Here is a 24,407-nt window from a genome sequence, read left to right on the forward strand (position 1 = left end):
ATGATCGAAGCGGCGCTGGACAAGCGCAGCGCGGCGGCCGCCGCGCCGCCGCCACGGCACGACCTGCTGCTGCTGGTCCACCGCATTCCTTTCCCGCCCAACAAGGGCGACAAGATCCGCTCCTACCACCTGCTCAAGCACCTGGCGCAGCGCTACCGCGTGCACCTGGGCAGCTTCGTCGACGATCCCGACGACTGGCAGCACGTGCCGGCGATGGAAGCGCTGTGCGCCAGCAGCCATTTCGCGCGCCTCGGACCGCTGCAGGGCCGGCTGCGCAGCCTGGCCGCGCTGGCCAGCGGCGCCTCGCTGTCGCGCGGCTTCTACAAGGACGCCGGCATGCGGGCCTGGGTCGACCGCACCGTCGCCGCCCACGGCATCCAGCGCATCATGATGTTCTCGTCGGTGATGGCGCAGTATGCGGAGCAGCATCCGCAGGCGCGCCGCGTGATCGACTTCTGCGACGTCGATTCCGACAAGTGGCGCCAGTACGCCGACAAGAAGGCTTTCCCGGTCAACTGGCTGTACCGCCACGAGGCGCGCAAGCTGCTGGACTGGGAACGCGCGATCGCCGCCGACTTCGACGCCTCGCTGTTCGTGTCCGCGCCCGAGGCCGAGCTGTTCCGCCAGCTGGCGCCCGAGAGCGCCGACCGGATCGGCTTCTTCAACAACGGCGTCGACACCGATTACTTCAGCCCAGACGCCGTACATGCCTCGCCGTTCGGCGCCGGCGAAGCGGCGCTGGTGTTCACCGGCGCCATGGATTACTGGCCGAATATCGACGCCGTCCAGTGGTTCGCCGACCAGGTGCTGCCGCTGATCCTGGCCGAACTGCCGCAGGCGCGCTTCTACATCGTCGGCGCGCGTCCGGCGCCGGCGGTGCAGGCGCTGGCCACGCGGCCCGGCATCGTCGTCACCGGCACCGTGCCCGACGTGCGGCCCTACCTGGCGCACGCCGCGCTGGCGGTGGCGCCGCTGCGCATCGCGCGCGGCATCCAGAACAAGGTGCTCGAAGCGATGGCCATGGCGCGCACCGTGATTGCCTCGCCCCAGGCCTTCGAAGGCATCGAGGCCACGCCCGGCACCGACCTGCTGGTGGCGGACGCCGCCGCCGACCAGGCGGCCCTGGCGCTCCGCCTGCTGCGCGCGCCGGACCCCGCCATCGGCCACGCCGCGCGCGCCTGCGTGGTGCGCAACTACAGCTGGCCGGCCCACCTCTCACGGATCGAAGCGAGACTCGAATGCACATGAACGAATCGGCCACGCTGGCCGGCGCCGCGCCGGGGCGCTTCCCGTTGCCGGCCACGCTGGCGATCGTCGCGGCCCTGCTGGCGCCGTTCCTGATCTATGCCGGCACCGCGGCCTCGATGGTCGCGATCTGGAACAGTTCCGAGACCTTCGCCCACGGCTACATCATCCTGCCGATCAGCCTCTACCTGATCTGGCGCCGGCGCGCCGCCTTCGCCAGCATCGGGGCCGAGCCCTGCTGGCCGGCGCTCGGCCTGCTGGCCCTGTGCGGCGCCGGCTGGCTGCTGGCGCGCATGGGCGAGGTGCAGGTGGTGATGCAATACGCCTTCGTGGCCATGATCCCGCTGGTGGCGCTGGCGGTGCTGGGCTGGCGCCTGGCGCGCAAGTTCGCGTTCCCGCTCGGCTTCTTGCTGTTCGCGGTGCCGTTCGGCGAAGCCTTCGTGCCGCACCTGATCAACATCACCGCCGACTTTACGGTGGCGGCGGTGCGCGCCAGCGGCATCCCGGTCCTGCGCAACGGCACCTTCTTCGAGCTGCCCACCGGCAGCTGGTCGGTGGTCGAGGCCTGCAGCGGGGTGCGCTACCTGATCTCGTCGATCACGCTCGGCTGCCTGTACGCCTACCTGAGCTTCACCTCGCTCACGCGGCGCGCCGTCTTCATCGCGCTGTCGGTGGTGGTGCCGATCGTCGCCAACGGCCTGCGCGCCTACATGATCGTCATGATCGGCCACCACAGCAGCATGCAGCTGGCGACCGGCGTCGACCACCTGGTGTATGGCTGGCTGTTCTTCGGCCTGGTGATGTTCATCATGTTCTGGATCGGCAGCTACTGGCGCCAGGAAGAGACGCCTGTCGCCGCCGCCGCCTCGGCCAAGGCGCCGGCGGGCCTGCTGGTCGCGCGTCCGCTGACCGGCGTGGCGATCGCCGCGATCGCCGTGTGCGCGCTGTGGCCGGCGCTGGCCGCCCTTGCCGACCGCGCCAACCACAATCCGGCGCCGGTGCGCCTGGACGACAGCCGCCTGGCCTGGCGTCCGGCGGCGGCGGCGCCGCTGGCGGCCTGGGCCCCGGACTACGACGCTCCCGCCGCCCGCCTCGGCGGCGGCTATGCTCGTGCCGACGGCCAGGCGGTCACCCTGCACCTGCTGTACTACCGCAACCAGGAGCGCGGCAAGAACCTGATCACCTCGACCAACCGCCTCAGCAGCCGCGGCGACCAGTACCTGCAGGTCGGCTCCTCGGCGCGCACCGAGCAGGTGGGCGGCCGCACGCTGGCGCTGCGCGAGGCGCGCGTGAAGGGCCCGGCCGGCCAGCAGTTCCTGGTCTGGCACTGGATGTGGATCGACGGCGGCTTCATCGCCAACGACTACGTCGGCAAGCTGCGCCAGGCCAAGTCGAAGCTGCTGATGCAGGGCGACGACGGCGCGGCGCTGCTGGTCGCGGCGCCGTATTCGGACACCCCGGACAGCGCCCGCGCGACCCTGCGCGCCTTCCTGGACGCCAACCTGGCGCCGCTGGAAGCGACCCTCGGCGCGGCGCGGGGGCGCTGAGATGGCGGTATCCGGCACGGCCGGGCGCGAGCCCGCGCTGGTGGTGCACCTGATCTACCGCCTCGATTTCGGCGGCCTGGAAACGCTGCTGGTCGACTGCATCAACCACATGCCGCCCAAGCGCTACCGGCATGCGGTGGTGTGCCTGACCGGCTACACCGAGTTCGCGCAGCGCATACAGCGCCCCGACGTCGCGCTGTACGCGCTCGACAAGCCGCCAGGCCTCGCGCCCGGCATCCACCTCGACCTGTGGCGCCTGCTGCGCCGCCTGCGCCCGGCGATCCTGCACACCTACAACTTCGCCTGCGCCGAATACGCGTTCACCGCCTGGGCCGCCGGGGTGCCGGTGCGCATCCATGCCGAGCATGGACGCGACGCGCGCGACCCGCAAGGCCTGAACCGCAAGCACAACCTGCTGCGGCGCGCGCTGTCGCCCTGGATCGACCGCTACGTGCCGGTGTCGCACGACCTGGCGCGCTGGCTCACCGGGGTGGTCGGCATCGCGCCGCGCAAGACCGAGATGATCATGAACGGGGTCGACACCGACCGCTTTGCGCCCGCCCCGGCCGCGCCGGATGCTGCGCGCCCGTTCACGATCGGCACCGTCGGCCGCCTGCAGAACGTCAAGGACCAGGCCACCCTGGTCGCCGCCTTCGCCCTGCTGTGCCAGCGCATGCCGGAACGCCGCGCCATGCTGCGGCTGGCGATCGTCGGCGACGGTCCGTTGCGCGAAGCGCTGGCGGCGCAAGTGCGCGCGGCCGGCATCGAAGACCGCGTCTGGCTGGCCGGCGCGCGCCACGACATTCCCGAACTGATGCGCGATTTTTCCCTGTTCGCCCTGCCCTCGATCGCCGAAGGCACGCCGGTAACCGTGCTCGAGGCGATGGCCTGCGCGCTGCCGGTGGTGGCCAGCGCCGTGGGCGGGATTCCTGACCTGGTGCAAGACAGCGTGCAGGGCCGGCTGGTGCCACCGTCCGACCCGGCGGCGCTGACCGACGCGCTGGCCGCCTACGTCGCCGATCCTGCTCTCGCGCGTGCGCACGGCGCGGCGGCCCGCATCCGCATCGAACAGCACTACAGCGTCGCGGCCATGGTCAACGCCTATCTCGGGCTCTACGACCGGCTGCGCGCCATCACCCTCACTCCTGAAGAAATGAACCGAACATGTGCGGAATAGTTGGCATATTTGACCCGCGCGGCATGCGCGACATCGATCGCGGCGCGCTGGAAAGGATGAATCAGACCCAGTTCCACCGCGGCCCGGTGGAAGGCGACGTCTATCTTGAGCCGGGTGTGGGCTTCGGCCACCGGCGGCTGTCGATCATCGACCTGGCGGCCGGCCAGCAGCCGATGTTCAACGAAGACCACAGCGTGGTCACCGTGTTCAACGGCGAGATCTACAACTTCCGCGCCCTGATGGCCGAGCTGACGGCGCTGGGCCATGTGTTCCGCACCCGTTCCGACACCGAGACCATCGTCCACGCCTGGGAGCAGTGGGGCGAGGATTGCGTCAAGCACCTGCGCGGCATGTTCGCGTTCGCGATCTGGGACCGCAGGCAGGGCGTGTTCTTCCTGGCGCGCGACCACCTGGGCATCAAGCCGCTGCACTACGCGACCCTGCCGGACGGCCGCTTCGTGTTCGGCTCCGAACTCAAGTCGCTGCTGTCGTTCCCCGAACTGCCGCGCGCGATCGAGCCGCGCGCGGTCGAGGAATATTTCGCCTACGGCTACGTGCCGGAACCGCGCACCATCTTCCAGCACGCCTTCAAGCTCGCTCCCGGCCATGCGCTGACCCTGCGCGCAGGCAGCGACCCGGCCGCCGCGATCCCGCGCCGCTGGTGGGACGTGCCGTTCACGCCGCATGCGCCGATGTCGGAGCAGGCGATGGAACAGGAACTGGTGGCGCGCCTGCGCGAGGCGGTCGAGAGCCAGCTCGAGGCCGAGGTGCCGCTGGGCGCCTTCCTGTCGGGCGGGGTCGACTCGAGCGCCATCGTGGCGATGATGGCCGGCCTGTCGAAGGAACCGGTCAACACCTGCTCGATCGCCTTCACCGACAGCGCCTTCGACGAGTCGAACTATGCGCGCCAGGTCGCCGAGCAATACAAGACGCACCACGGCTGCGAGACCGTGGACCAGGACGACTTCGGCCTGGTCGACCTGCTGGCCGGCCTGTACGACGAACCGTATGCCGACAGTTCGGCAATCCCCACCTACCGCGTGTGCGAACTGGCCCGCAAGCGCGTCACGGTGGCGCTGTCGGGCGACGGCGGCGACGAGAACTTCGCCGGCTACCGGCGCTACCGGATGGCGATGGGCGAGCAGCAGGTGCGCTCGATGCTGCCGCTGGCGCTGCGCAAGCCGGTGTTCGGCTTCCTCGGCGCGGCCTACCCGAAGGCCGACTGGGCGCCGCGCATGTTCCGCGCCAAGACCACCTTCGAGGCGCTGGCGCGCGACCTGGTGGACGGCTACTTCCACGGCGTCTCGATCCTGGTCGACCGCGTGCGCGACCAGCTGTTTTCGAACGAATTCCGCAGCCGGCTGCAGGGTTACCGCGCGGCCGAGGTGATGCGCGGCCATGCCGCCAACGCGCCCACCGACGACCCGCTGTCGGTGCTGCAGTACATCGACATGAAGACCTACCTGCCGGGCGACATCCTGACCAAGGTCGACCGCGCCAGCATGGCCCATGCGCTCGAGGTGCGGGTGCCGCTGCTCGACCACCAGTTCGTCGAATGGGTGTCCGGCCTGCCGTCCTCGTGCAAGCTGCGCAACGGCGAGGGCAAGGACGTGTTCAAGCGGGCGCTCAAGCCCTACCTGTCGGACGACATCCTGTACCGCAAGAAGATGGGCTTCTCGATCCCGCTGGCGCGCTGGCTGCGCGGCCCCTTGCGCGAATCGATGCGGCGCGCGGTGCTCAACCCGGTCCTGCTCGACACCGGCATCTTCAACCCGGACTACCTCAAGCTGATGATCGACGAGCACGTGGCCGGCACCAAGGACCACAGCACCGCGCTGTGGGCGGTGCTGATGTTCGAAGCCTTCCTGCGCAAGAACGGCGCCGACGCGCCGCGCGCCTGATGCCTTAAACCAGCACTTCCACCACTTCCGGGTGGCTGAGGAAGCCCTGCGGGCTGGCCGAGCGCCCGTAGGCGCCCGACTGGAACACCACCACCAGGTCGCCGACCTCGGCCAGCGGCAGTTCCATGCGCTCGGCCAGCAGGTCGAGCGGCGTGCACAGCGGGCCGACCACCGATTGCGGCGCGCGCTCGGCCGCGTCCATGCGGTTGCCGATCGCGACCGGATAGTTCTTGCGGATCACCTGGCCGAAATTTCCCGAGGCTGCCAGGTGGTGGTGCAGGCCGCCGTCGGTCACCAGGAACACCTGGCCGCGCGAGACCTTGCGGTCGATCACCCGCGCCACGTAGACGCCGGCTTCGCCCACCAGGTAGCGTCCCAGCTCGATCGCCAGCCGCGCCTGCGGCAGGGCGGCGCGCAGCGCCGGCAGCGCCTGTTCCAGCGCGGCGCCTACCGGCGCCAGGTCGAGCGGCTGCTCGCCCGGGAAATACGGAATCCCGAACCCGCCGCCCAGGTTGAGCAGGCGCACCGGATCGCGGCTGGCCTCGGCCAGGCGCAGCATCAGCGCGACGGTCTGCGCCTGGGCCTGCACGATCGCCTCGGGCTTCAGGCTCTGCGAGCCGCCGAACACGTGGAAGCCCAGGATGTCCAGCCCGAGCGTGGCGGCCAGCGCCAGCGCGCGCGGCGCATCCTCGGCATCGATCCCGAACTGCTTGGCGCCGCCGCCCATGCGCATCCCCGAACCCTTCAGCTCGAAGTCGGGATTGACCCGCAACACCACCTGCGGCGCCAGCCCGGTCTCGTCGCCCATCCGCGCCAGCGCATGCAGCTCGCGCTCCGATTCGACGTGCACGCACACGCCCGCCGCCACCGCCTGCAGCAGTTCGGCGTCGCGCTTGCCGGGGCCGGCAAAGCTGATGTGCTCCGGCGCCATGCCGGTGTCGAGCGCCACCTTCATCTCGCCGGCCGAGGCGACGTCGATGCCGTCGACCAGGCCGGCCATGTGCTGGACCAGGGCCGGCATCGGGTTGGCCTTCATCGAATAGTGGACCTGCAGGCCGGCCGGCAGCCGGCTTCGCACCTCGGCCACGCGCGCCGACAGCAGCGCGCGGTCGTAGGCATAGAACGGGGTGGCGCCGACCCGCTGGGCCAGGCGCGGCAGCGCGATGCCGCCGACCACCAGGTTGCCGTCGACGACGGGGAACAGCGCTTGGCTGCCATGGACGGGAGGAGAAGTCATGCGGTCTCGTCGAACAGGTTCAGGTAGGGCAAGCGCAGCAGCGGGCGATCGAGCTTGCCATTTGGATTGCGCGGCAGGGCGCCGTCGCACAGGACGATGTGGGCCGGGACCATCCAGGCCGGCAGCTGGCGCGCGCACTGGCGCGCCAGCGCCGCCGCCGTCAGGCCAGGCTCGCTTGCCTGGGCCAGCAGCACGATGGCCTGGCCCAGCTGCGGATGCGGCACGCCGAAGGCGACCGCCTCGGCCACCAGGCCGGTGGCGTAGGCGCCTTCTTCGACCTCGGTCGGGCTGACGCGGTAGCCGGACACCTTGATCATGTCGTCGCCGCGGCCGATGAAGTACAGATAACCGTCGGCGTCGCGCCGCACCGTGTCGCCCGACCACACCGCCATCTCGGGCAGCACCAGGCCGGCCGGCTGGCCAGGGGCCGGGCGGAAGCGCTCGGCGGTCTTGGCCGGGTCGTTCCAGTAGCCCAGCGCCACCAGCGCGCCGCGGTGCACCAGTTCGCCCGGCTCGTCCGGCGCGCACGGGCTGCCGTCCGGACGCACCACCAGCACTTCGGCGTTCGGGATCGCGCGCCCGATCGAATCGGGCCGCCGCGCCAGCTGGTCGGGCGGCAGGTAGGTCGAGCGGAAGGCTTCGGTCAGGCCGTACATCAGGAACAGCTCGGCGCCGGGCAGGGCCGCGCGCAAGGCGTCGACGGCGCTGCGCGGCATCGCCCCGCCCGAATTGGTGAGATAGCGCAGGCTGCAGTCGGCCGGCCACTCCAGCCGGCCCAGCTGCATCCACAGCGGCGGCACCGCCGCCAGGCCGGTGATGCGCTCGTCCTGCACCGCCTGCACGATATCCTTCGCAAACAGGTAGTTCATGAGCACCACGCTGGCGCCGGCCAGGAAGGCGCAAGTGAGCTGGCTCAGGCCGTAGTCGAAGCTCAGCGGCAGCACCGCCAGCAGGCGGTCGTCGCGGTCCAGGCCGAGGTAGGACGCCACGCTGGTGGCGCCGGCCACCATGTTCCGGTGCGACAGCACCACGCCCTTCGGCTTGCCGGTGCTGCCCGAGGTGTACAGGATGGCCGCCATGTCGGCGTCGACGGCGCGCCGCGCCGCCAGCCAGGCGCGCTCGGGACGGACCTGGCTGGCCGCCCAGTCGCGCAGCGCGAGATGGGGCGGCAGGTCATGAAAGGCCGGCCCGGTGACGAACACGGTGTGCAGGTCGGGGCAGCCGGCCAGCACGGGGGCCAGCTGGTCCAGCCGTTCGGGCGAGGTGAGCAGGACTCGGACATTGCAGTCGGCCAGCACGTGCGCGACCTGGGCCGCCTTGAGCTGGGGATTGACCGGCACGAAGACCGCGCCGGCCAGCGCGGCGCCGAACATCGCAGCCACGTTCTCGATCCGCTTGTCGAGATAGACCGCGACCCGCTCGCCGCGGCCGATGCCGGCCTGGCCCAGCGCGCCCGCGGCCAGCTCCACCGCATCGGCCAGGGCGGCGTAATCGAGGCGGCGGGCGGCGTCGGCCAGGGCCGGCGCCGCCGGGTCGCGCGCGGCGCTGTCGAAGATGAAGTCGTGGATCAGGTCGGGCATGGCGAAAAACGGTCATGGATGGCAAACGCCGCAGCCCGTCATCTTACCAGTTCGGGGCCGCCTGCTGATGCGAACCGGCGGCAATGCGCAGCGGGCGCTATACTGGGCCATGCTTGCCAACATGCATTCTTCCCTGTCGCCGATCCCGCTCGCGCCCGTGCTGTCGCTGGCTTCGTTTCGCAGGCAGGCCGGAGGCGCCGCCACCGTGCTCGACGCCGGCCAGGCGCGCCTGGTCACCAGCGGCCGGGTGGCGATCGCGCTGGCCCTGCGCGAGCTGGGCGTGGGCGCAGGCGAGCGTGTGCTGCTGCCGGCCTACCACAGCGCCTCGATGGTGCCGCCGGTGCAGTGGACCGGCGCCACGCCCGAGTTCTACCGGGTGGGCGCCGATGCCCGGGCCGACCTGGACGATATCGCCACCCGTCTCGCACAGCCTGCCGGAGCCCGCGTGCGGGTGGTAGTGGCCACCCACTTCTTCGGTTTCCCGCAGCCGCTGGCGGCCCTGCGCGCGCTGTGCGACGCGCATGGCGTGGCGCTGCTCGAGGATTGCGCGCATGCCTTCATCGGCGACTTCGATGGCCGCCCGCCCGGCGCCTGGGGCGATTACGCGGCCGCCAGCAGCATGAAATTCCTGCCGCTGTACGAGGGCGGCGCGCTGGTCTCGGCGCGCCATGGCCTGGACCGCGTCACCTTGCGCGCGGCCGGGCCGGGCTTCGAGCTCAAGACGGCGCTCAATACGCTCCAGCGCGGCTTCGCCTTCGGGCGCCTGCGCGGCCTGCGCATCGCGCTGGCGCCCATGCTGCGCCTGCAGGCGCTGGCCTGGAACGCGCTCAAGCGGCGTCGGCGCCCGGCCGCCGCGCTGGCCCCAGCCTCGTCGGACAGCGGCTATGGCTTCGATCCGCGCTGGCTCGACAAGCGCAGCGCGCTGTGCTCGCGCCTGATCCTGGCGCTGTCGTCGCCGGCCCGCATCGCCGCCCTGCGGCGCCGCAACTACCTGCGCCTGCAGGAAGCGCTGGCCGGGCTGCCGGGCCTGCGGCCGCTGCATGCGCGGCTGCCAGATGGCGTCTGCCCCTGGCTGTTCCCGCTGGTGGCGGACGACCCCGACCGGCTCGCGCGGCGCCTGCTGGAAGCCGGCGTGCCCCTGACCCGCTTCGGCTATCCGCTGTGGGAAGGCGTCGACGAACGCACCTGCCCACACGCCGCCCATCTGTCGCGCCACGTGCTGGGCCTGCCCTGTCACCAGGAATTGCGCGACGCCGAACTGGCCAGGATCGCGCAGGCCTTGCGCCAGGCGGCAAGCACATGAGGTGGAGCACACTCCCCGCCGCGCGCTTCGCCGAGGCCGGCGCCGACTGGGCCGCGCTGCACCAGGCCGCCGGCGCCCCGGCGGTGCTGACGCCCAGCTTCGTCGGCCCGCTGCTGGCGGCGTTCGCGCGCGGCGACGAGTTGCTGCTGCGCTGCGACGACGGCGGGCGCACGCTGGCGATGGCGGTCATGGCGCCGACCCGGCGCGGCGCCTGGGCCACCTTCCAGCCGGCCCAGGCGCCGGTCGGGTTGTGGCTGCAGCTGCCCGGCCTGGATACCGCGGCGCTGGCGCGTTCGCTGTTCGGCGTGCTGCCGGGCATGCCGCTGCTGGTGGCGCTGACCCAGGCCGACCCGATGATCCTGCCGCGCCCCGCGCCCGGCCCGGCGCTGCATACGCTCGACTACATCGCCACCGCCCGCGTCACGCTGGCCGGCGGCTTCGAGCGCTACTGGGAGGCGCGCGGCAAGAACCTGCGCGCCAACCTCAGGAAGCAGCGCGCCCGCCTCGAACGCGAAGGCCGCGCGACGCGGCTGGCGGTCGAACGCCGGCCGCAGGAGATGGCGCAGGCGGTGGCTGACTACGGCCGCCTGGAAGGCAGCGGCTGGAAGGCCGGCGCCGGCACCGCGGTCGACGCCGCCAATGCCCAGGGGCGTTTCTACCGCGAGATGCTCGAAACGCTGGCGGCGCGGGACGCGGCCAGCGTCTACCGCTATTATCTCGACCAGCGCCTGGTGGCGATGGACTTGTGCATCGAGGACCGCGACAGCATCGTGGTCCTGAAGACCGCCTACGACCAGGACGCCGCGGCCGGCCTGTCGCCGGCGCTGCTGATGCGCGAGGAAGCCATGCGCGCGCTGTTCGACGGCGGCCGTTTCGCCCGGCTCGAATTCTACGGCCGGGTCATGGAATGGCACACGCGCTGGACGGAAGAGGTACGCACTATGTACCATGTCAACCATTATCGCTGGCCCGTGCTGCGGCGCCTGCATGCGCTGCGCGAGGCGCGCGCCGCGCGCGCGGCCGGCTCACCAACCGACGGACACACACCATGACGCATCTGGACCAAGTCAGAACCATCCTCACCGACGTGCTGGGCCTGGGGCCGGCCGGGGCGGCCCTTACGGCCGATTCCTTCCTGCTGGGCAGCCTGCCCGAACTCGACTCGATGGCCGTGGTCACGCTGATCGCGGCGCTCGAGGAACATTTCGGCATCGCGATCGACGACGACGACATCAGCGCCAGCACCTTCGCCACGCTCGGCAGCCTGGCCGATTTCGTGGCCGCGCGCGCCGCCTGATGGCGCCGCGCCACGCGCCCGCCGAACCGTTCTTCCTCGACACGGCGCGCGGCGCGCGGTTCTGCCTGTACCACGCGCCGTCCGGCCCCTGCCGCGGCGCCCTGCTCTACATCCACCCGTTCGCCGAAGAGATGAACCGCGCGCGCCGCATGGCGGCGGTGCAGGCGCGCGCCTTCGCCGCGCACGGCGTCGCCGTGCTGCTGCTCGACCTGCACGGCTGCGGCGACAGCGGCGGCGACTTCGCCGACGCCTCGTGGGCCGGCTGGCTGGCCGATATCGAAGATGGCCGCGCCTGGCTCGAGCGGCGCAGCGGCCAGCGCGCCGGCCTGTGGGGCCTGCGCCTGGGCGCGCTGCTGGCGCTGGAGGCGGCCAGTACGGCTGCGCCAGCGCGCCTGCTGCTGTGGCAGCCGGTCACGGACGGCGACAGCCATCTGAAGCAGTTCCTGCGGCTGCGGGTGGCGGCCGACATGCTGCAGGGGACGAGCGAGGGTAGCGTGGCCGCCCTGCGCACGCAGCTGGCTGCCGGCACGACGCTCGAGATCGCCGGCTATGGCCTGGCCCCAGCCCTGGCCGACGGCATGGCCGCCGCCCTGCCCGGTCGACTGGCTGGAACTGGCGCCCGAGGCAGACCGGCCGCTGCCGCCGGCGGCGGCCAGGATCGGCGACGGCTGGCGCGCGCACGGCGCCGCGCTGCGCCAGCAGGTGGTGGCCGGCCCCGCGTTCTGGTCGACGCCGGAGACGACCGAAGCCCCGGCGCTGGTCAGCGCCAGCCTTGACTGCCTGGATGGCGCCGTGGAGGTCGCCCATGCATGAGCGCGCGCTGGCCTATGCCTCGGGCGACGCCTGGCTGTACGGCATCCTGAGCCTGCCGGCCGCGCCGGCCGCGCTGGGGGTGGTGATCGTGGTCGGCGGCCCGCAATACCGCGCCGGCAGCCATCGCCAGTTCGCCCTGCTGGCGCGCGAACTGGCGGCGGCCGGCATCCCGGTGCTGCGCTTCGATTACGCGGGCATGGGCGACAGCGATGGCGCCACCTGCGGCTTCGAGCATGCCGCGCGCGACATCCGCGCCTCGATCGACCGCTTCTTCGCCGAGACACCTAGCCTGGAACGGGTTGCATTATGGGGCTTGTGCGACGGCGCCACCGCCGCCGCCCTGTATGCGCCGGACGACGCCCGCGTGGCCGGCGTCGCCCTGCTCAATCCTTGGGTGCGCACCGAACAGGGCGCCGCGCGCGCGGCGATCCGGCACTACTACCGCGCGCGCCTGTTCGACCGGGCGCTGTGGCGCAAGATCGCGCGCGGCCAGTTCGACTGGCGCGCCGCGCTCGGCGCGCTGTGGCGCACGCTGGGGACGGCGCGCGCGTCGACATCGACGGCCGACGCCGCGGCGCCGCCAATGCCCGACCTGCCATCGCGGATGCTCGGTGCGCTGCAAGGCTTCCAGGGCCCGGTGCTGCTGCTGCTGAGTGGCGCCGACCTGACTGCGCGCGAATTCGACGACCTGGCCGCCACGCCCGGCCCCTGGCGCAAGCTGCTCGACGGCGAACGCTTCGCGCACCATGCGATCGAGCGCGCCGACCACACGCTGTCGCGCCGCGAGTGGCACGCGCAGGTCGTGGACCTGACCCGGCGCTGGCTAAGGAAGCTTTAACTGCCGCGGATGCCGTGCCGCCCCATCAGGTCGTACAGCGTCGGCCGGCTGATGCCGAGGATCTCGGAGGCCTTGACGATATTCCCGTCGACCCGCGCCAGCACCTTGACGATCGCCTTGTACTCCGCCTCGTCGCGCACCTGGCGCAGGTTGATCGGCTCTTCCTGGCCGCCCTCGCCCGGCAGGCCGATGTCCTCGGCCACAATGGTGTTCCCGTCGGCCATGATCACCGCGCGCTTGATGCAGTTTTCCATCTCGCGCACATTGCCGGGCCACGAATAGGCCTCGATCGCGGCAATCGCCTCGGGCGCGAAATGCAGGGTAGCGCGCGACTCCTGGGCGCAATACTTGTTCTTGAAGTGGTGAGCCAGCAGGGCGGCGTCGCCTTCGCGCTGGCGCAGCGGCGGGATGGTCACCACGATCTCGGACAGGCGGTAATACAAGTCTTCGCGGAAGCGCCCTTGCGCGCACAGTTCCTTGAGCTTCTGGTGGGTTGCGCACACGATGCGCACGTCGACCGGGATTTCCTCGCGCCCGCCGACGCGCTCGATGACGCGCTCCTGTAAAAAACGCAGCAGCTTGGCCTGCAGCGCCATCGGCAGGTCGCCCACTTCGTCCAGGAAGAAGGTGCCGCCATGGGCCATCTCGACCTTGCCCTTGGTCTGCTTGGCGGCGCCGGTGAAGGCGCCTTTCTCGTAGCCGAACAGTTCGCTTTCCAGCAGGTTCTCGGGAATGGCCGCGCAGTTGATCGCCATGAAGCGCTCGCCCGCGCGCGGAGACAGCGCGTGCACCGCGCGCGCCAGCACCTCCTTGCCGGTGCCCGACTCGCCCAGCAGCATCACCGAGGCCGAGGTCGGCGCCACCTTCTCGATGCTGCGCGCCACCTTGAGCAGCGCCGGGTCGCGCGTGATCAGGCCGGCCAGCGGCGAATCGGCCTGCACCTGCTGCATGCGGCGGTTTTCCATCTGCAGCTGGTGCAGGTAGAAGGCGCGCTGGATCACGAGATTGAGCACTTCGGGATCGCAGGGCTTGTGGTGGAAGTCGTAGGCGCCCATGCCGATCGCCTGGACCGCATTGGCGTGGTCCTGGTTGCCGGTCAGGACGATGACGCGCGTGTCCGGGGCCAGCGCCAGGATCTGCTGCAGCGTCGCCAGGCCCTCGGTCGAGCCGTCCGGATCGGGCGGCAGGCCCAGGTCCATGGTGCAGACGGCCGGCTCGTGGCGGCGCAGCTGGGCCAGCGCCGCCTCGCGGTCGCCGGCCACCACGACGTCGTAGGCGTCCAGGCTCCAGCGCAACTGCTTCTGCAGCCCCGGATCGTCTTCGATGATGAGCAGTTTGGGTTTGGTCTGAGTCACGATAATCCTTGCGTCATGCGGCCCGTTCGGCGACGAGCGCTTCCTGTTGATGTAGCGGCAGCAGGACCCGGAACGTGGTGCCCCTGCCGGGCGCGCTGCTCACCTCGAGCCTGCCGCCCAGTTCGTTGATGTATTCGCGGCTTTCGAACGCGCCGATGCCCATGCCCGCCGACTTGGTCGATTCGAACGGCCGGAACAGGCGTTCGCGGATGAATTCCTCGCTCATGCCTTCGCCGCTGTCGACGATCTCGACCAGCGCCATGCCATCCTCGCGCAACGCCCGCACGGAGACGCCGCCGGTGCGCGGCGTGGCCTCGATCGCATTCTGGATCAGGTGGCCCAGCACCCGCTCGAGGCGTTCGCGGTCGGCCAGCACCCGCATCCCGGCCTGCTCGATGCGTACCTGCGGGCGCGGCTCGAACGCCGCCTTGAGCGCCACCGCCTGCTGCACCACCTGCTCCACCGCGAGCGGCTGCGGTTGCTCGACCGCGTGGGTGCGGCCCAGCTTCTGCAGCATGAACTTCATCTTCTTGACCGAGTAGTCGATGGTTTCCAGCATATCGGCCTGGAACTCGGGATTGTCCTTGTATTTCACCGCGTTGGCGTTCATCAGCGACAGCTGGGTCACCAGGTTCTTAAGGTCGTGCACCACGAAGGTCGACATGCGGTTGAACGACTCGAACTGGCGCGCCACCATCAGGGCATTGGCCGCATGCTGCTGCGCCAGCTGGCCGGCCGCCTGGCTGCCGGCGATCTCCAGCACGTCGATGACTTCCCAGTTCAGCTTGACCCGGCTGCGCGGATCCTGCAGCAGCACGAAGCCGAACAGCTGGTCGTGCAGCATCAGCGGCACCACCAGCCACAACCGCGGATAGCGCGCCAGCCATGCCGGCAGCGCCAGCGCATCGTACTTGTCCGGGCTGCGCGCATGCTCGTGCAGGTCGACCACCCACTGGCTGCTGGCCAGGAACTGGCAGAACGCCGAGTCGACCGGCTCGGACGCCGCCAGCACCGGCACCTGCCAGTGGGCCACCGGTTCGTAGCGGCCCGAATCGGTGCGCTGCCACAGCACTCCCCCCGGGCTCTCGACCAGGCCCGCCACCGCCTCGATGGCGCGCAGGCCGAGATCCGGCCCGGGGCGCGACAGGGTGCGGGTAAAGCGCATCCACTCTTCGCGGTAATCGTAGTTGTAGCGGAAGAAGTGCTTGCTGATGAAGACCTTCAGCCGGGCCCGGAAGCTGCCCGAGGCCAGCACCCCGACCAGCAGGATCAGGGCTGCGAACAGGAAGGTCAGCTGCGCCACCGTGCCCCAGGTGCCGCCGACGTAGCGCAGGTAGTAGCCGGTCGTGCTCATGGCCAGCAGGTAGAGCGCGGAACCGGACAGCGCCGCCGAATGGAACACGGCGCGCCGCGACACCGCCAGCGGCGACGACCACAGCTTGCGGCGCCCCAGCGAGATCGCGATCAGCGGCACCGCCAGCGCATTGATGACGCCGCGCGCGGCCCAGATGTCGGAATCGACTTTACGGAACAGCATGACATTGCTGTAGAGGTAAAAGTCGTAGACGAAGATTACGCCGATGCCGATGCAGGCGAACTTCACGGCCCAGCGTTCCTGCAGGGTGCGGTTGCGGTAGGCCAGTTCGACCAGCCGCATGCCGGCCACCGCCAGCGCGGCGCGCGCCGTCACCGGGACCAGGCTCGCGTCCGGCAGCCCGGCCAGGCTCCACCAGCCGGTCAGCGCGGCGCAGAAGCACAGCACGTAGACGGCGGCGCCGGCCAGCACCGGGGCGCGCAGCCAGGATGGCCGGCCGGCCTCGTCGCGCGCGCGTCCGCCCAGCACCAGCAGGAAGGCGGCCCAGGCGGCATTGCGCAGCAGTTCGGCGCAGTCGCCCAGGCGCGACCAGGCGATGCCGCCGGCGGCTTCCCACGACAGCGCGGCGCCCCACAGAACCATCGCGAGGCAGGCCAGGGCCAGCACGCCATTGCCGCGGCGGCGCTGCTTCGTCAGCTGGAACAGGCCCAGGACGAGGAAGCTGGCGGCGGCGATCGCGTAACTATAGACCGTGATCTTGGTTAGGGAAATGGCATCCATGGCGGGGGCGACGACTGCGCGCGTGGAAAAGAAGGGAACGGCATGGACGATGCCGTCCACGCCGCAGCCTGCATGAAGACACTCAGCGACCGCTGCGGAACAGCACTACCTTGAGGGTGTTAATCAGGATCAGGATGTCAAGGAACAGGCTGTTGTTCTTGACATAATAAAGGTCGTACTGGAGTTTCTGCAATGCGTCTTCGGCCGACGAGCCGTAGCCGTAGCGCACCTGGGCCCAGCCGGTGATGCCCGGCTTCACGCTGTGGCGCACATTATAGTAGGGCACCACCTCGATCAGCTGCTCGACGAAGTAGGCGCGCTCGGGACGCGGGCCGACGAAGGACATCTCGCCGCGGAAGACGTTGAAGATCTGGGGCAGTTCGTCGATCCGGGTCTTGCGCATGAAGTTGCCGACCCGGGTCACGCGCGGATCGTTCTGCGCCGCCCATTGCGGCTTGCCGCCTTTTTCGGCGTCGGCATGCATGCTGCGGAATTTATGGACGCGGAACACCTTGCCGTCCTTGCCGATCCGTTCCTGCGAATAGAACACCGGGCCGCGGTCTTCCAGCCACACTGCGATGGCGGCCAGCACCATGATCGGGAACGCCACCAGCAGGATCATCAGGCTGCAGGCCAGGTCGAAGCAGCGCTTCATGAAGGTGCGTGCGAAGCTCTGGTCGAAACCGCCGCCGAACACCAGCCATGACGGCTGGAGCGAGTCGACCCGGATCTGGCAGGTCTCGCGTTCGAAGAAGGTCGCCGCGTCGGTCACCTTGATCCCCTGCAGCTTGCAGTCGAGCAGCTGCTTGATGGGGAAGCCGCCGCGCCGGTTCTGGATCGACACCACCACTTCGGACACATTGTGCTGGCGCGCCAGGCTGACCAGCGAGTCGCCGTCGCGCACCGTCAGCAGGTTCGATTGCGGCACGCACAGTTCTTCGGTCGGGCTCGGCACGAAGCCGACGATCTCGTAGCGGTGGTAATTCATGTTGCGGGTGGCCAGGTCGCTGCATTCCCGGGCCAGCGGGCCGCCGCCCAGGAACATGATGCGCGACTGCAGGAAGCGCGCTTCGGACGACTTGAAGAACACCATGCGCGCCGCGAAGATCCCGATCCCGGCCAGCACGAAGGTCAGCGCCATCGTGCCGCGCCCGAACGACAGTTCCGGCGCCATGTAGAACACCAGGGCCAGGATGGCGAAGCCCATCAGGAACGATGGCATCAGCTTCATGAAGAAGGGATGGCGCAGGCCTTCATCGAAGTCGAGCTGGTACATGCCCATCGCGCTCATGCTGAAGATGATGGCGACGGTGAAGGCGAGCGCGGAGGTGAAAAAGTGGTCGAGATGGTTCGCGGCCGATATCCCGTCGTACTCGAGCATGCGCACCGCCGCGCCGATATAGGCCGCGCCGAGCAGCACCAGCACTTCGACGAACAAAAGCAGAAACACGATCTTTGACACATAGTGGTTCGAGATCCTAAACACGATAGCCTCCGCGATTCTTGTTTCTCTTATGGATACGCATGCGTTTCCTGCTCATTGCGCCAGGCTGCGGACATACCAGTCCATGGCCTGCTGCAGCCCATCGCCGATGCGGTGCGTCGGCGCGTAGCCCAGCAGCGTGCTCGCCCTGGATATATCGGCCTGGGAGTGGCGCACGTCGCCGCGGCGGAATTCCACGTACTCGGGACGATGCGCGGCGACGTGCGCAAAGCGCGCGCCCAGGGCCTCGCGCATCATCTGGTACAGCTCGTTGAGCGTGGTGCGTTCTCCCAGCGCCACGTTGTACACCTGGTCGGCCGCTTCCTTGCCGGCCAGCGCGGCCAGCAGGTTGGCCTGCACGACGTTCTCGATATAGCAGAAATCGCGGCTGGTCTCGCCGTCGCCGTTGATGCGCAGCGGCTGGTTGCGGATCAGCGCCGCCAGCCATTGCGGGATCACGGCCGCGTAGGCGCCGTGCGGATCCTGGCGCGGGCCGAACACATTGAAGTAGCGTAGCCCGATCGTCTCGATGCCATAGGTGCGCGCAAACACGCCCGCATACAGTTCGTTGACGTACTTGGTCACCGCATACGGCGACAGCGGATTGCCGATGCGGTCTTCGCGCTTCGGCAGGTCGGGATGGTCGCCATAGGTCGAACTCGAGGCGGCGTAGACGAAACGCCGCACCCCGCCGTCGCGCGCGCCGACCAGCATGTTGACGAAGCCGTCGATATTGACCGCATTGGTGGTGAGCGGATCGTCGATCGAGCGCGAGACCGATCCCAGTGCAGCCTCGTGCAGCACGAAGTCGACCCCGCGGCAGGCCGCGACGCAGGCAGCCGGATCGCGGATGTCGGCTTCGATGAAGCTGAAGCCGGCCCAGGCCGCGGGCCCGACCGCCGCCTCGACCTGGTCCAGGTTGTGCTGGAAGCCGGTGGCGAAATTATCGAGGCCGGTGACGCGCTGGCCCAGCCGGAGCAGTGCCTCGACCAGGTTCGAGCCGATGAAGCCGGCCGCGCCGGTCACCAGCCAGTGATGGCGATGCTGTTGCAGTTGCTGCTGTAGTTCTTGGTACTTGTTCACGATGGGGCACTCTAGACGGCCGCGACGACGCGGCAAGCATGGCCGCGGCGCAAGCGCAACGGTCCAGGCATGGAGTTCTTCGGATCAGAGACGCCAGACACAGTAGCCGGCTTCCTGAAGGGCTTTCGGATCGAACTGCGACTTGACGTCGATGAAGCAGCCTTTGTCGTTCAGCTTGGCCTGGAAGTCGTCCATCGACAGGGCCAGCACTTCCTTGTGCGGCACCGCGACCACCAGCGCGTCGGCCTGCGGCAGCGCCTCCCAGCTTTCGAGCGCGATGCCGTACTCGTGCTGCGCCTCGTCGGCCGCCGCGACCGGATCGAACACATGGACGTCGACGCCATAGCTTTGCAGCTCGTGCACGATGTCGGCCACCTTCGAGTTGCGCAGGTCGGGGCAGTTTTCCTTGAACGTCAGGCCGATCACGTTGACCTTGGAGCCGTTCACGTGGAAGCCCGACGAGATCAGCGACTTGACGGTCTTCTCGGCCACGAACTTGGCCATGCCGTCGTTGATCCGGCGGCCCGCCAGGATCACTTGCGGGTGGTAGCCGACCATCTCGGCCTTGTGCGTCAGGTAATAGGGATCGACCCCGATGCAATGGCCGCCGACCAGGCCCGGCCGGAACGGCAGGAAGTTCCACTTGGTGCCGGCCGCCTTGAGCACCTCGAGCGTATCGATGCCGATCTTGTCGAAGATGATCGCCAGCTCGTTCATCAGCGCGATGTTCAGGTCGCGCTGGGTGTTTTCGATGACCTTGGCGGCTTCGGCCACCTTGATGCTGGAGGCGCGGTAGACGCCGGCAGTGATGATCGATTCGTACAGGGCGGCGATGCGCTCGAGCGAGGCCTCGTCGTCGCCCGACACCACCTTGAGGATGGTGGTCAGCGTGTGTTCCTTGTCGCCCGGATTGATGCGCTCGGGCGAGAAGCCCACGTGGAAGTCGCGCTTCCAGCCCAGGCCCGATTCCTTCTCGAGGATCGGGATGCACACTTCTTCGGTAGCGCCCGGATAAACGGTCGATTCGAACACGACGACGGCGCCGCGCTTCATGTGCGCGCCGACCGTGCGGCTGGCGCCGACCAGGGGCACGAAGTCCGGATTGTGCGCGATGTCGACCGGGGTCGGCACGGCCACCACGATGTAGTCGGCCTCGGCCAGCAGGGCCGGATCGGTGCTCACTTCGAGCAGGTGCGCCGCGCGCAGCTGTTCCGAGCTGACCTCGCCGGTGGGGTCCACGAAGCGACGGTAGTTGTCGACTTTGGCGGCCGACAGGTCGAAGCCGATGGTGCGCATCTTCTTGCCGAATTCCACTGCCAGCGGCAGGCCGACATATCCCAGCCCGACTACGGCGACAACCTCATCGACTTTCATGTTCTGGTTCCATTCTAGAATTAAATTTTGCTATTATACTAATACAATATAGCATGAAATCGTTACTTCACTCAAAACCAGTAGGGAACTTGTCTGCTGAACACAACGGGATGCGACAGGATACTGTCATGCGCATGTGACTAGCCAATGAAACAATGCCCATGGATAGCAAAGTGCATGATGCCACGACGCAAGCTGTGTGGGCATGGAAACCATGTCTGAAGTAAAGTATTGCAGAATCAATCTTAACAGTTTCCAAAACTAAAGTTTAGAACTTGCCGCAAACGTGCGCGGGCAAAATAATCTCGAACATGTAATTTTAGCAAGTTTCATCAATGGCAATGCATGCGAGTCAATATAATTAACCTTGAGCAACCCGCCAGCGACAGCCCCGGGGCCGGCATCCGGATCGGCTATCTCGAGGGGACGCCGCATGCCCGGGATGGCCATGACGCTTTCGTGCGCGCCCATCCCGATGCCTCGCCCTACCACCTGGACGCCTGGCGCGCCGCGGTCGCCGACGCCTATGGCCATGCCGGCAAGGTGCTGGTCGCCACCGACGGCGCCCGCATCGTGGGCAGCCTTCCCCTGTGCATCGTCGCGCGCCCGCTGCACCGTCCGCTATGGAGCGCACTGCCATTCTGCGACCTCGGCGGGCCGCTGGCGCTGACGGACGAGATCGGGGAAGCGCTGGTCGCACGCGCCGTGGCCGACGCCGTCGGGGCCGGCGCCGCCGGCTTCGAGGCGCGCGCCAGCGCCCCCGCGCCGCTCGACGCCGAGGCCCTGGTGGGCCGCAAGGTCAGGATGGTGCTCGAGCTGCCGGCCAGTGCCGAGGCCCTGATGGCCGGCTATCCGCCCAAGCTGCGCAGCCAGATCCGCAAGGCCGAAAAGAATGGCTTGCGCGCGGCGCCGGGCACGGGGCCGGAGGTGGTGCGCGCCTTCCATGAGGTCTATAGCCGCAATATGCTGCGCCTCGGCAGTCCGCCGCACGGACTGCGCTGGTTCGCGGCGATCCAGCGCCACTATGGCGACGACATGTTCATCATGCTGGTCCGGCTCGGGGAGCGCGTGGTCGGCGCCGGCCTGGTTCTGCGCTGCGGCGGCCGGGCCGCCATTCCCTGGGCCTCCACCCTGGCCGACGTCAATCACCTGGCGCCGAACATGCTGCTGTACTGGGCGATCCAGGCCCGGCTGTGCGAACTCGGCGTGCGCCGCTTCGACTTCGGCCGCTCGACCTTCGGCGAAGGCACCTATCAATTCAAGAAGCAATGGGGCGCGCAGCCCCAGGCGCTCGACTGGCGCGCCTGGGATGCCAGCGGCCGGCTGGAAGCGCCGCCCGCGGTCGGCGACGCGGGCAAGGGCGGCGCGCGCGCGCTGGCCGAGCATATGTGGAAACAGTTTCCGCTTGCGCTCTCGAACGCTCTGGGGCCAAGATTGCGCCGTTACATCACTTTGTGAACAGGCACCCGTGCACAGGATCTGACCGCCTTGCTTATTGCTAGTTTCAATTTTATTATCGTACAGATACTGCCGCCCGAAGTGCCAGCCCTCCATTTCCAGCCCGCGATTTCCAGCCCGATGACGCTCCCGATGTCCACGACCCTGTTCCCGATCCAGCGCCAGCCGCGGCCATGCGCGCCCACCACGATGCGGTGCGCCGGCGCATGAGTACCTACCAACGCTCCAGCGCGCCGGTGCCCGTGCTCATGCGCGTCATCGGCAACAGCTACGCCTTGTGGCAGTCCGGGAATGCGCGCCTGTGCATCGTCAACTACCACCGCATCCTCGAGGCCAGCGATCCCCTGCTCGAGAACGAGCCCGACGTCGCCACCTTCCGCGACCACATGAAGATGCTGGCCGACTGCTTCAAGGTGCTGCCGATGCACGAGGCGCTGGCGGCGCTGCGCCAGAACCGGCTGCCGCCGCGCGCCATCTGCATCACCTTCGACGACGGCTACCGTTCGGCCCACGACCTGGCGCTGCCGGTGCTGCGCGAATTCAACCTGCCGGCGACGGTATTCGTCACCAGCGGCTATGTCGACAGCGGCGAGAACATGTGGAACGACCGCATCGTCGACGCGGTGCGCGCGGTGACGGGCAGCGTCATCGACCTGGAGGCGATCGGCGCCGGACGCCATGCGGTCGATTCGATCGCCGGGCGCTGCGCCGCGGTCTGCCAGCTGACCGCGCGCGCCAAGTACCTGCCGCCGGCCGAGCGGATGGCGCTGGTCGAGGCGCTCGAGGCGCTGACCGGACGCCGCGCGGCGCCGCTGATGCTCAGCGCCGACATGGTGCGCACGCTGCATGCGTCGGGCATCGAGATCGGCGCGCACACGGTGTCGCACCCGATCCTGACCAGCCTGTCCGACGCCGATGCCGACACCGAGATCACGGCCAGCAAGCAAGCGCTGGAAGCGATCATCGACGCGCCGGTGCGCTATTTCGCCTATCCGAACGGCAAAGCCGGGCTCGACTTCGACGCGCGGCACATCGCGATGGTGCGCCAGGCCGGCTTCGCCGCCGCGTTCTCGACCGCGCCCGGCCCGGTCACCGCGAGCCAGGACATGTTCACGCTGCCGCGCTCGCGGCCGTGGGATTCCAGCACCTTCTTCTACATGCTGCGCCTGCTGCGCTGGCTGGCCGGCTAGCGCGCCGCCGCCAGAGCACCGCCCCCGATTCGTATCCCAGGAAGCCTTCGATGCCAAACAGGAATCACGCCACACCCCCGGTCCCCCACGAGGCGCCCGCGCACGCCGCGCCGCCGGGACTTGCCGCCCATGCCGGCGCCCATGACGCCGCCGGCGCCGACGCAACGCGGCCCGGGGTGCTGCTGGTGGCCTTCCATTTTCCGCCGCAGCGCGGCAGCAGCGGCATCCAGCGCACGCTGAAGTTCGCCCAGCACCTGCCCCAGCTCGGATGGAAGCCGGTGGTGCTGTCGGCGCACCGGCGCGCCTACCGCAACAGCAGCGACGACCAGATGGGCGACGTGCCGCGCGACCTGGTGGTGCAACGCGCCTTCGCGCTCGATTCCAGCCGCCACCTGGCGTTTCGCGGCCGCTACCTGCGCCTGATGGCGCTGCCCGACCGCTGGATCAGCTGGCTGCTGGGCGCGGTCCCGGCCGGCATCCGGCTGATCCGCGCGCACCGGCCGCGCGCGATCTGGTCGACCTATCCGATTCCCACCGCGCACCTGATCGGCTACCTGCTCCAGCGCTGGTCCGGGCTGCCGTGGATCGCCGACATGCGCGATCCGATGACCGAAGAGAATACGCCGGAAAACCGCATGGCCTGGCATGCCTACCGCTGGGTGGAACGCCTCACGGTGCGCAACTGCACCCGGCTGGTGTTCACCACCCCCGGCGCGCTGGCCCTGTATCGGGCGCGCTATCCGGAACTGCCGGCCGCGCGTTTCCGCCTGATCGAGAACGGCTACGACGAGGACGACTTCGTGCGCGCCACCCAGCACTACGACCCGGCCGCGCGCGCCGAGAAAGGTCCGCTGGTGCTGCTCCACAGCGGCATCATCTATCCGCTCGAACGCGATCCGACGCCGATGCTGGCGGCGTTGGGGGAATTGCGGCGCGAAGGCCTGGTCGATCCCGGGAGCCTGCGCGTGGTGCTGCGCGCCGCGGTGCACGAAGCCTTGCTGGGACGCCTGATCGACGAGTTCGGCCTGCACGGCCTGGTGGAGCTGGCGCCGCCGATCCCGTACCGCGCGGCGCTGGCGGAAATGCTCGATGCGGACGGCCTGCTGGTGATGCAGGCAGCGCACTGCAATGCCCAGATTCCGGCCAAGATCTACGAATACATGCGCGCCCGGCGCCCGATCCTGGCGCTGACCGATCCGGCCGGCGACACCGCCGCCACGATGCGCGGCGCGGGCATGAACACCATCGCCCGCCTCGACGACAAGGACGACATCAAGGCCGGCATCATGCGCTTCGTCGGCCTGCTGCGCGACGGCACGGCGCCGCTGCCGCCGGCCAACGCCAGCCAGCTCTACTCGCGCCGCTCGCGCAGCGCGCAGCTGGCGGCGCTGCTCGACGAGGTGGTGGCGGAGCATGCCCGCCAGGGGTGAA

General features: G+C 69.3%; 19 protein-coding genes. 12 read left to right on the forward strand and 7 right to left on the reverse strand.

What is annotated here, in order from left to right; all coding sequences use genetic code 11:
• From Q9246_RS14855 to Q9246_RS14870, 4 genes are read left to right on the forward strand one after another with little or no spacing between them, the layout of a single operon-like run.
• Nucleotides 1-1,248 (forward strand): TIGR03087 family PEP-CTERM/XrtA system glycosyltransferase, encoded by a 1,248-nt coding sequence (locus Q9246_RS14855; protein ID WP_422802386.1) that lies wholly within the window; start codon nt 1-3, stop codon nt 1,246-1,248.
• On the forward strand, nt 1,239-2,792 hold the full coding sequence (gene xrtA / locus Q9246_RS14860) for an exosortase A (RefSeq protein ID WP_306391351.1): 1,554 nt from the start codon (nt 1,239-1,241) through the stop codon (nt 2,790-2,792). Before Q9246_RS14855 ends, xrtA begins: the two co-directional genes overlap by 10 nt.
• 1 nt (nt 2,793) lies before the next feature.
• Nucleotides 2,794-3,969 carry a TIGR03088 family PEP-CTERM/XrtA system glycosyltransferase gene (locus Q9246_RS14865; protein ID WP_306391352.1) on the forward strand — a complete coding sequence of 392 codons (1,176 nt, stop codon included), beginning with the start codon at nt 2,794-2,796 and terminating at the stop codon, nt 3,967-3,969.
• Nucleotides 3,957-5,870, forward strand: a complete 1,914-nt coding sequence (locus Q9246_RS14870; RefSeq protein WP_306391353.1) for an XrtA/PEP-CTERM system amidotransferase — start codon at nt 3,957-3,959, stop codon at nt 5,868-5,870. Before Q9246_RS14865 ends, Q9246_RS14870 begins: the two co-directional genes overlap by 13 nt.
• A 4-nt stretch (nt 5,871-5,874) precedes the next feature.
• On the opposite strand, the gene Q9246_RS14875 is transcribed toward Q9246_RS14870, so the two are convergent.
• Both Q9246_RS14875 and Q9246_RS14880 read right to left on the reverse strand, forming a co-directional pair.
• Nucleotides 5,875-7,107 carry a pyridoxal-dependent decarboxylase, exosortase A system-associated gene (locus Q9246_RS14875; RefSeq protein WP_306391355.1) on the reverse strand — a complete coding sequence of 411 codons (1,233 nt, stop codon included), beginning with the start codon at nt 7,105-7,107 and terminating at the stop codon, nt 5,875-5,877.
• On the reverse strand, nt 7,104-8,687 hold the full coding sequence (locus Q9246_RS14880; protein WP_306391356.1) for an acyl-CoA ligase (AMP-forming), exosortase A system-associated: 1,584 nt from the start codon (nt 8,685-8,687) through the stop codon (nt 7,104-7,106). Before Q9246_RS14880 ends, Q9246_RS14875 begins: the two co-directional genes overlap by 4 nt.
• 121 nt (nt 8,688-8,808) lie before the next feature.
• On the opposite strand from Q9246_RS14880, the gene Q9246_RS14885 reads away from it, so the two are divergent.
• Genes Q9246_RS14885 through Q9246_RS14905 form a run of 5 tightly spaced genes read left to right on the forward strand, consistent with a single transcriptional unit; the run spans nt 8,809 to nt 12,938 of the window.
• On the forward strand, nt 8,809-9,990 hold the full coding sequence (locus Q9246_RS14885) for an aminotransferase class I/II-fold pyridoxal phosphate-dependent enzyme (protein ID WP_306391358.1): 1,182 nt from the start codon (nt 8,809-8,811) through the stop codon (nt 9,988-9,990).
• Nucleotides 9,987-11,042 carry a GNAT family N-acetyltransferase gene (locus Q9246_RS14890; RefSeq protein WP_306391360.1) on the forward strand — a complete coding sequence of 352 codons (1,056 nt, stop codon included), beginning with the start codon at nt 9,987-9,989 and terminating at the stop codon, nt 11,040-11,042. Before Q9246_RS14885 ends, Q9246_RS14890 begins: the two co-directional genes overlap by 4 nt.
• The gene (locus Q9246_RS14895) at nt 11,039-11,287 is read left to right on the forward strand and encodes an acyl carrier protein (RefSeq protein ID WP_306391361.1); all 249 of its coding nucleotides are present in this window, start codon (nt 11,039-11,041) and stop codon (nt 11,285-11,287) included. Before Q9246_RS14890 ends, Q9246_RS14895 begins: the two co-directional genes overlap by 4 nt.
• A complete protein-coding gene (locus tag Q9246_RS14900; RefSeq protein ID WP_306391363.1) occupies nt 11,287-12,063 on the forward strand; it encodes a hydrolase 2, exosortase A system-associated in 777 nt (258 codons plus the stop codon). The genes Q9246_RS14895 and Q9246_RS14900 overlap by 1 nt, the downstream gene beginning before the upstream one ends.
• Before the next feature lie 29 nt (nt 12,064-12,092).
• Nucleotides 12,093-12,938: a hydrolase 1, exosortase A system-associated gene (locus Q9246_RS14905; protein ID WP_306391365.1), complete on the forward strand. Its 846-nt coding sequence runs from the start codon at nt 12,093-12,095 to the stop codon at nt 12,936-12,938.
• On the opposite strand, the gene prsR is transcribed toward Q9246_RS14905, so the two are convergent.
• The 5 genes from prsR to Q9246_RS14930 all read right to left on the reverse strand — a co-directional run bounded on the left by prsR (nt 12,935) and on the right by Q9246_RS14930 (nt 20,328).
• The gene (gene prsR / locus Q9246_RS14910; protein ID WP_306391366.1) at nt 12,935-14,293 is read right to left on the reverse strand and encodes a PEP-CTERM-box response regulator transcription factor; all 1,359 of its coding nucleotides are present in this window, start codon (nt 14,291-14,293) and stop codon (nt 12,935-12,937) included. The genes Q9246_RS14905 and prsR overlap by 4 nt on opposite strands.
• A gap of 13 nt (nt 14,294-14,306) precedes the next feature.
• Nucleotides 14,307-16,448 carry an XrtA/PEP-CTERM system histidine kinase PrsK gene (gene prsK, locus Q9246_RS14915; RefSeq protein WP_306391367.1) on the reverse strand — a complete coding sequence of 714 codons (2,142 nt, stop codon included), beginning with the start codon at nt 16,446-16,448 and terminating at the stop codon, nt 14,307-14,309.
• 22 nt (nt 16,449-16,470) lie between these two features.
• On the reverse strand, nt 16,471-17,874 hold the full coding sequence (locus tag Q9246_RS14920) for a TIGR03013 family XrtA/PEP-CTERM system glycosyltransferase (RefSeq protein ID WP_306391369.1): 1,404 nt from the start codon (nt 17,872-17,874) through the stop codon (nt 16,471-16,473).
• A gap of 51 nt (nt 17,875-17,925) precedes the next feature.
• Nucleotides 17,926-18,957, reverse strand: a complete 1,032-nt coding sequence (locus tag Q9246_RS14925) for an SDR family oxidoreductase (RefSeq protein WP_306398185.1) — start codon at nt 18,955-18,957, stop codon at nt 17,926-17,928.
• 81 nt (nt 18,958-19,038) lie between these two features.
• The gene (locus tag Q9246_RS14930) at nt 19,039-20,328 is read right to left on the reverse strand and encodes a nucleotide sugar dehydrogenase (RefSeq protein WP_306391370.1); all 1,290 of its coding nucleotides are present in this window, start codon (nt 20,326-20,328) and stop codon (nt 19,039-19,041) included.
• A gap of 345 nt (nt 20,329-20,673) precedes the next feature.
• On the opposite strand from Q9246_RS14930, the gene Q9246_RS14935 reads away from it, so the two are divergent.
• From Q9246_RS14935 to Q9246_RS14945, 3 genes are all read left to right on the forward strand, one after another.
• Nucleotides 20,674-21,786 (forward strand): GNAT family N-acetyltransferase, encoded by a 1,113-nt coding sequence (locus Q9246_RS14935; protein WP_306391373.1) that lies wholly within the window; start codon nt 20,674-20,676, stop codon nt 21,784-21,786.
• Between the two features lie 206 nt (nt 21,787-21,992).
• A complete protein-coding gene (locus Q9246_RS14940; RefSeq protein WP_306391375.1) occupies nt 21,993-22,976 on the forward strand; it encodes a polysaccharide deacetylase family protein in 984 nt (327 codons plus the stop codon).
• Between the two features lie 50 nt (nt 22,977-23,026).
• Complete coding sequence (locus tag Q9246_RS14945; RefSeq protein ID WP_306391378.1) at nt 23,027-24,406, forward strand: glycosyltransferase; 1,380 nt, start codon at nt 23,027-23,029, stop codon at nt 24,404-24,406.
• Nucleotide 24,407: the final 1 nt, after the last annotated feature.

The sequence above is a fragment of the Telluria beijingensis genome (assembly GCF_030770395.1).
GTDB lineage: Bacteria > Pseudomonadota > Gammaproteobacteria > Burkholderiales > Burkholderiaceae_D > Telluria > Telluria beijingensis.